Annotated in this window: 5 protein-coding genes; all 5 read right to left on the bottom strand. The window is 45.8% G+C overall.

All coding sequences use genetic code 11. The annotated features are described in order from the left end of the window. Positions 1–105: 105 nt before the first annotated feature. Complete coding sequence (locus PF479_RS07475; protein WP_298004347.1) at positions 106–309, bottom strand: flagellar FlbD family protein; 204 nt, start codon at positions 307–309, stop codon at positions 106–108. 14 nt (positions 310–323) lie between these two features. After that, positions 324–1,712, bottom strand: coding sequence for a flagellar hook protein FlgE (gene flgE / locus PF479_RS07470; RefSeq protein ID WP_298004344.1), 1,389 nt, complete (start codon positions 1,710–1,712; stop codon positions 324–326). Beyond that, positions 1,709–2,164, bottom strand: coding sequence for a flagellar hook assembly protein FlgD (flgD, locus tag PF479_RS07465; protein WP_298004342.1), 456 nt, complete (start codon positions 2,162–2,164; stop codon positions 1,709–1,711). The genes flgE and flgD overlap by 4 nt, the downstream gene beginning before the upstream one ends. Positions 2,165–2,232: 68 nt before the next feature. Next, entirely contained in the window at positions 2,233–3,561 is a 1,329-nt protein-coding gene (locus tag PF479_RS07460) for a flagellar hook-length control protein FliK (RefSeq protein ID WP_298004339.1), read from the bottom strand. 16 nt (positions 3,562–3,577) lie between these two features. After that, positions 3,578–3,769: a hypothetical protein gene (locus tag PF479_RS07455; RefSeq protein WP_298004336.1), complete on the bottom strand. Its 192-nt coding sequence runs from the start codon at positions 3,767–3,769 to the stop codon at positions 3,578–3,580. Positions 3,770–3,850 lie beyond the last annotated feature (81 nt).

Raw genomic sequence — 3,850 nt, 5'->3', positions numbered from 1 at the left:
ATATCCAAATAGAGAGACAGGGCATTTCCAGCGGCTATAATCGATCCGACGATAAGAAAAAGTCCACCGATCAATCCACCAATCGTTGCTATATCCATATAAAGACTACTCCTCGTTTTTGAAGCCGCCGATCAGGCGTCTATATTCCACAATCCGGTCAAAGATTGTGGAATATTTTTCCTGAACGACCAGGCGTTTACCCGAAAGCATCACGATGGTGGTACTGGCATCGGCTTCAATATATTCAATCTGATGGGGATTAAGAAATATAACTTTGTTCAATTTCCCCATCATGGTTACTTCTACCATTTATTCAGTTACCCTTATCTTTTGAGCTGTAGGAGTTCCTGCAGCATGGTATCACTAGTTGTGATAGATTTACTATTGGCCTGAAACCCTCTCTGGGTGACGATCATATCAGTAAACTGTTCTGCAAGGTCCACATTACTCATTTCCAGAGCTCCGGAAACAAACTTACCCTTACCGGCAATACCGGATGGTCCTATATTGGCTTCCCCCGAGTTGATGGTGGCCATGTAGGTGCTCTCTCCGCCCTTTTCCAGGCCGCCGGGATTGATAAAACTAGCCAGAGCCACCTGTCCGAGGGATCTGTTTGTACCATTAGAATAGACGCCGGTGATAACACCACGGGAGTCAATCTGAAATGTTTCCAGATAACCCATGGAATACCCATTCTGACGAAACGCTTTAGTCGAGGATGTTTCGGCAAACTGAGTCACACTATTCGTGTAACTGCCGACTTCTCCCAGATTCAGATTGAGGGTCTGTCGGATGGGGGCACCATCCGCACCGGGAGTGGAGTCGAGAAGATCAAAAGAGACAGGAATCAGCAAATTACCTTCTGTGATAGCATCTCCCTGAGCATCAAAAGCAGATGTGAGGGCTCCCAGATTATCAAATTCCATGGTAAAAGTACCGTCGGCATTGTTCTGAGCTCCAATGTCCAGTGTTGTATTTGTGGGGTTTTCACCAGTTTCATCCACATTGACTGACACATTCCATTGATTGTTAACACCTGTTGCTTTCGTGAAATTGATGGTCATCTTATGTACATTACCAAATGAGTCGTAGATGTCCTTATCAATGGTCCAGGTTCCTTCTCTTATATCCGCAGTGCCCGCACCGGGAAGGACTTCAGGTGTTCTTTTATCCAGGTTACAGGCCAACTCAACTTCTGATGTGGCACTGGCGGGATCTTTACTTCCTATAGGGATAAACAGATCTTTCGTGTCACTGGCTGTATTTAGATATGTTTGACCTTCCAGGGTTTCGGCTTCCCATCCCTGAACTCTCATACCATTGGCAGGATTGACGAGCATTCCGCCTTCATCCAGACCGAAGGCACCGGCTATGGAGTAAAATTCCTTATCCCCCTGACTGAGAATAAAGAATCCATTTCCCTGAATAGCCAGGTCGGTGGAATTCCCCGTTGACTGCAGAGAGCCCTGAGTGTGAATTGTATCAATGGTAGCCACTGTCATTCCCAATCCGACCTGCATGGGGTTTACACCACCCAGTTCCTCGGTGGGTCTCGCGGCTCCCCGCATACCCTGAGAAATCATATCCTGAAAAATAACCCGGCCTTTTTTAAAACCGATGGTATTGACGTTGGCTACGTTGTTACCGATCACATCCATTCTTGTCTGATGATTCTGAAGTCCGGATACTCCGGAATAGAGTGAGCGCATCATAACTGGGACTCTCCTTTAGTGTTATATACTGTCTGTAATGTATTGAAATCATAGTAGCTGCCGTTGACCAGCAGCTGCGGGTACTCACCACCCGTGACGGCTTCCACCTGACCCTGGATGGTTTGACCTGCAGACATAAGCTCAACATTTTTTCCCAGAACATTAAAAGCCTGGGAGCTGTTAAGCCGCTCTGCCATATTCGTAAACTGCTTATTCATATTGGTCATCTGCTCGAGACTGGAAAACTGTGCCATCTGGGCAATGAATTCCTTATCTTCCATCGGTTTGGTCGGGTCCTGATGGGACAACTGAGTGATGAGAATTTTCATAAAGTCATCTTTCCCCAGTTCTTGACTTTTCACCTTGTTCCCATTGAGTGACTTGTTAAAACTATCTACCTGCATGGAAACTTTTGCACTTTCCGAAGCATTCATCTGTGTACTGAAATCCATTCCAACTATCTCCTAACCCAGAGGGTTCATATTTAAACTGAAGGTTCTCCCTATTAAAAACGGAGAACCTAGACGACCATATTGATCTGACTGAAGGTCATTCCATCTTCATAGACAACAGGAATCTGCCCATCCAGATTGCCCAGGGCAGACTCACTATAATAAACAGGTTTTTCATTGCTATGCTGCTGCCGGCCCTGTGTCTGACCACCACCGACAGAGACATCCAGGGATGCAGAACCGAACCCGCTCTCTTCCAGTGCTTTGGTCAAATCTGCCAGATTATTCAAAAATGCCTGGCGTACACTATTATTTTCGACAATTATTTTCCCAACTATATTGTTTTCATGAACATTCAGATTAATCCTGACTTTTCCAAGAGATTCAGGCTTGAGGATGAGTTTAATTTCTCCCTCTTTGTTGTCTTTAAGAACAAAACGTATGTTCTTGGTAAGTTCCTGTGTTCCTTTTTCATGAAGCTGCCTGTCCAAAAGGGCCGCGCCCTTCTGCTCTTCCGCCGTTTGAAGGACAAAAGTTTTTCCACTGCTATCCACCTGATCACCCTGAGGCATCATCCCGGGCAGTTCCTCTGAGGGAACCAGTTCCAGAGTCATCCGGTTTGCTGGACCATGGGAGTCAACTTCTTTTAACAGTGGAACAGTCTTATCCGCAGTAACCGCTCTTCTTCTGTCTTCAAAACTGATTTTCACATCTGCAGGGGAGCTTTTCTTTTTGTTCTTTGACAGGGATGATTCTTTTTTACTTTCACCATCCGGTTTTAAATCCGAATGTGCCAGGAGTACGGAAGGTGCGGAAGATTTCTGTAAGTCAGGTTCACCTGGCTTTACACCATCTTTTAGGACTTGAGGAGCTGTCTCTATGATTTTAGGAGCTGCCTCACCATCCGATTTCGGATCTTCAATTTTTGTATTTACTTTTCCGGTGACAGACTTCTGAGGTAGAGAGAGAGAGGCGAGGACCTCGGAAGAATCCTTCGAACCTTGAAGGGAGGCAATTTCGGGAAGTTTAGTTTTTTTGTGAGTTTTTAGAAGGGATAGGATTTTCTCTTCTGCAACACGACCGGTGACAGGCTGACCTTTTCCAGACTGTGCAAAAAGCTTCGCCAGCAGTTTCTTGTCTGAGATTCTGTCCTTGTCACCCTGAGGACTGGAAACAGTCCGTTTGTCTCCCGACTGGGAGGCTGCATCAGCTGTCTTATTTTTTGATGCCGCGACAGTCTTCCTGGGGGATTCCGCTTCAGATTCAAGACTCTTTTTTTCCTTGACGAGAGCCTTTTTAAAGCCATCACTATTCTTTTTCAGGCCAGGAGCCCTATCAGGTGATTTTCCCTGCTGAACCGGAATTGAATCCGGTGAAGGAGAAGACAACTGAATCATGGCACCTCCAGATGATTTAATCCTCCGGTTTTAAGGCCATTTTGCTTTGAATCTGAGCGGCACGCTCAGAAGGCATTAATGACAACCAGAAGGCAACCAGGGACGCTTTGCCCGATACGGTAGCTAATCGTTCTGATGTTCTCAGAAGATCAACCATCTCCGTGTCGTCCATCTGCAATAGGATGGAAACGGCGTTCTGGGGGGGCATTCCCTCCAGATACTTTGCATTTTGTTCCAGGTTTGCTCTTTTATTGTCGTACGATTTTAATGCTTCATTAAGAGATTACTC

This window comes from Oceanispirochaeta sp. (assembly GCF_027859075.1).
GTDB lineage: Bacteria > Spirochaetota > Spirochaetia > DSM-2461 > DSM-2461 > Oceanispirochaeta.
The sequence above is the reverse complement of the archived record's forward strand: the minus strand, read 5'-3'. Positions and strand labels throughout refer to the sequence as shown.

What these genes read in the sequence shown, in the direction of transcription:
- PF479_RS07455 (WP_298004336.1), bottom strand. Translation starts at nt 3,769, where the DNA reads ATGCCCCCCCAGAACGCCGTTTCCATCCTATTGCAGATGGACGACACG.
- flgD (WP_298004342.1), bottom strand. Translation starts at nt 2,164, where the DNA reads ATGGATTTCAGTACACAGATGAATGCTTCGGAAAGTGCAAAAGTTTCC.
- PF479_RS07460 (WP_298004339.1), bottom strand. Translation starts at nt 3,561, where the DNA reads ATGATTCAGTTGTCTTCTCCTTCACCGGATTCAATTCCGGTTCAGCAG.
- PF479_RS07475 (WP_298004347.1), bottom strand. Translation starts at nt 309, where the DNA reads ATGGTAGAAGTAACCATGATGGGGAAATTGAACAAAGTTATATTTCTT.
- flgE (WP_298004344.1), bottom strand. Translation starts at nt 1,712, where the DNA reads ATGATGCGCTCACTCTATTCCGGAGTATCCGGACTTCAGAATCATCAG.